Here is a 3,198-nt window from a genome sequence, read left to right on the forward strand (position 1 = left end):
CCTCGGCGACCTGATCCTGACCTGCGGCTCGGAGCAATCGCGCAATTTTGCCTATGGCGCTGCACTCGGTCGCGGCGAGAGCTTGAAGGCCGACCGCTGGCCGAAGGCGCGCATACGGCCGGCATCGCCGCGCGTATCGTGCGCGAACGCGGCCTCGAAGCACCCATTATCGAAAGCGTGACAGAACTTCTCAAAGGCAGGCTGACTGTGCAGGCTGCCATGGAAGCCCTGCTTTCACGTCCGCTAAAAAGCGAAACCTGACAAAAGGGGAAACGCATGATCTTCGCCATCATCTGCCGGGACAAGCCCGGCCATCTGGAAACACGCATGAGCACACGGCCCCAACACGTGGAATTCCTGAACGGGCTCAACGAAAACGGCGCGCTGAAATTCGCAGGGCCATTCCTTGACGATGAAGGCAAGCCCTGCGGCAGCCTTGTTGCAGTGGAGGCCGAGGACCAGGCGGCAGCGGAACTGATCGCCGCCGCAGACCCCTATGCTCTTGCGGGCCTTTTCGAATCCGTTGAAATACGGGCCTGGAACTGGGTCTTCAACAATCCGGAGAATGCGTGATGGCCTATTGGCTGTTCAAGTCCGAGCCTTCCACCTGGTCGTGGGAGATGCAGAAGAAAAAGGGCGATAAGGGCGAGCAGTGGGACGGCGTGCGAAACTATCAGGCGCGCAACAACATGCGCGAGATGAAGCTCGGCGACCTCGGCTTCTTCTACCACTCGGTCAAGGAAACTTCCGTGGTGGGCATCGTGGAAGTGTGCGCGCTGGCGCATCCCGACACGACCACCGATGATCCGCGTTGGGAATGCGTGGATATCCGCGCGGTCAAGGACATCCCTCGCCCGGTCACGCTGGCCGAGATCAAGGCCAATCCGAAGCTTTCGGAGATGATCCTGGTCAACAATTCGAGGCTTTCCGTGCAGCCGGTGCGGCCGGACGAATGGGCCGAGATCTGCCGCATGGGCGGCCTCGACAAGGCACCCTGAGCCTTTCCCCCGTGCGGCGCATCACCCCGGACAATGCGGCGGCGTTCATCCACGCCAACACGGCGCTGATACGCCCGCCACATGTGGCGGAGGTCGCGCTTCATCTGGCCGATGAGGCGCACGATCTTTGGCAACGCACGGAGGAGGAGCTTGCAGAGATCGGCCTGCCGCCCCCTTTCTGGGCCTTCGCATGGGCGGGTGGTCAGGGGCTTTCGCGCTACATTCTCGATCACCCCGAAACCGTGCGGGGGAAAACCGTTCTCGACTTTGCGACCGGATCCGGCTTGTCGCCATCGCCGCCATGAAGGCAGGCGCGAAACATGTTCTGGCAGCGGACATCGACCCGTTCAGCGGACCGGCCTGTGCGCTGAACATGGCCGCGAACGATGTGCAGTTCGAGACCACGCAGGAAGACCTCACCGGCGCAACAGGCGAATGGGACGCGGTGCTTGCCGGCGATGTGTTCTACGACCGGGCGATGACCGACACGCTGGTGCCATGGTTCGAGCGCCTGTCAGACACAGGCGCGACGGTCATTGTCGGCGACCCCGGCCGGAGCTACCTGCCGCGCGAACACCTTGCCGAACTGGCGAGTTATATCGTGCCGGTGACCCGTGCGCTCGAAGACGCAGAGGTGAAGCGTACTACCGTCTGGCAATTCGCTTGACCGCTTTGTGGAGTGCGGGTTCAATCCGCCCCGCTGGACATGTGAGGAGAACCCCATGGATTTCGCCGGTCTCAACTATCTCGCCATTCTCGTTGCCGCCATCGCAGCGTTCATGTTCGGCGCCATTTATTACGGCGCGCTCGGCAAGCCGTGGATGAAGGCCGCTCGCATCAAGCCCGAAGACGCCAGGATGGAACCGTCGCTTTTCATCACCTCGTTCTTGGCCGAACTGATCATGGCATGGGTTCTGGCCGGCGTGATCGGCCATCTGGGCGCAGGCCAAGTGACCTTCTGGAACGGCGTTGTCTCCGGTGCCTTCATCTGGCTCGGCTTCATGGCCACGACCGTTGCTGTCAACCAGCGCTATGAAGGCTTTGGCTGGGACCTGACCCTGATCGACGCCGGCCATTGGCTGGGCGTCGCGCTCATCATGGGCGGGGTGATCGGATTTTTCGGCATTTGATCCTTCTAAAACCATCAATATTGATGTTCTAGACATCAATACTAAAAGACTGTATATACTCTCAAAGACGGAGCGCCAATGATAACCGCAGCACAGATGCGCGCCGCCCGAGCCCTTTTGGGCATCGACCAGAAGCAACTGGCCGAGCTTTCGGGCGTTTCCCTGCCGACCATCCAGAGGATGGAGGCAAGCGAAGGCAATGTGCGCGGTGTGGTCGACACGCTTTCCAAGGTGGTCGAGGCGCTGGGGGCAGCCGGCATCGAGCTGATCGGTGACCATGCACCCAGCCACGGCACCGGACGCGGTGTACGCTTCAGAGAGCCAACCCCGGCAAAGGCGAAAACCGTCTGAGACAACGCAGTTCCAGCAAAAGTTGAAACCGGTTTTGCGTCCGGAACTGCGGGAATGATGAGAACGCAACGGCGACCGCCTGCAAATCCGCCGACGGCCTTCCGCTGCCGATGGTATGAGGCTTCCCTATGCAGGCGAGCGCCACGCGCCCCGGCTTCACTGCTCTTTTCACGCCCAAACTGCTGACCGTGCTGCGCGAGGGCTATGGCCTTGGTGCGCTCAAGGCCGACATCGTTGCCGGCCTGACGGTCGCGATCATCGCACTGCCCTTGTCCATGGCCATCGCCATCGCTTCGGGCGTGCCGCCGGAGCGCGGGCTCTATACGGCCATTGTCGGCGGCTTTCTGGTTTCGGCGCTTGGCGGCAGTCGGTTTCAGATCGGCGGTCCGGCGGGCGCGTTCATCGTGCTCGTTTTCGCCACGGTGCAGGCGCACGGCATAGACGGGCTGATCCTCGCCACCTTCCTCTCCGGTTTCATCCTGCTTGCCATTGGTCTCTTGAGGCTCGGCACCTTCATCAAATATGTGCCCTATCCCGTCACCGTTGGCTTTACCTCCGGCATCGCGTCATCATCCTGACGAGCCAGCTCAAGGATTTCTTCGGCCTGACGCTGACGGGCGCGGAGCCCGGGCCTTTCATCCCCAAGCTGCAGGCGCTGGCACAGGCCGCGCCGACGGTGAACTCCGCAGCACTTCTGCTGGCGCTTGGCTCGGTGGCGG

At 61.9% G+C, this 3,198-nt stretch carries 4 protein-coding genes and 3 pseudogenes; all 7 read left to right on the forward strand.

The window, feature by feature from the left end; translation table 11 throughout:
* Window positions 1-261 (forward strand): annotated as a pseudogene (locus tag JCM21793_RS27905) (NAD(P)H-dependent glycerol-3-phosphate dehydrogenase); the annotation flags it as partial.
* 15 nt (window positions 262-276) lie between these two features.
* On the forward strand, window positions 277-573 hold the full coding sequence (locus JCM21793_RS22745; RefSeq protein ID WP_025031830.1) for a YciI-like protein: 297 nt from the start codon (window positions 277-279) through the stop codon (window positions 571-573).
* A complete protein-coding gene (locus tag JCM21793_RS22750) occupies window positions 573-998 on the forward strand; it encodes an EVE domain-containing protein (protein WP_025031831.1) in 426 nt (141 codons plus the stop codon). Before JCM21793_RS22745 ends, JCM21793_RS22750 begins: the two co-directional genes overlap by 1 nt.
* Window positions 953-1,665 (forward strand): annotated as a pseudogene (locus JCM21793_RS27910) (class I SAM-dependent methyltransferase). The gene JCM21793_RS22750 and the pseudogene JCM21793_RS27910 overlap by 46 nt, the downstream one beginning before the upstream one ends.
* A 55-nt stretch (window positions 1,666-1,720) precedes the next feature.
* Entirely contained in the window at window positions 1,721-2,128 is a 408-nt protein-coding gene (locus tag JCM21793_RS22760) for a DUF1761 domain-containing protein (RefSeq protein ID WP_025031832.1), read from the forward strand.
* A gap of 78 nt (window positions 2,129-2,206) precedes the next feature.
* Window positions 2,207-2,479: a helix-turn-helix domain-containing protein gene (locus JCM21793_RS22765; protein ID WP_025031833.1), complete on the forward strand. Its 273-nt coding sequence runs from the start codon at window positions 2,207-2,209 to the stop codon at window positions 2,477-2,479.
* Window positions 2,480-2,607: 128 nt separating this feature from the next.
* Window positions 2,608-3,198 (forward strand): annotated as a pseudogene (locus JCM21793_RS22770) (SulP family inorganic anion transporter); the annotation flags it as partial.

Origin of the sequence: Nitratireductor aquibiodomus NL21 = JCM 21793 (assembly GCF_000615975.1) — a bacterium.
GTDB classification, from domain to species: Bacteria; Pseudomonadota; Alphaproteobacteria; order Rhizobiales; family Rhizobiaceae; genus Nitratireductor; species Nitratireductor aquibiodomus.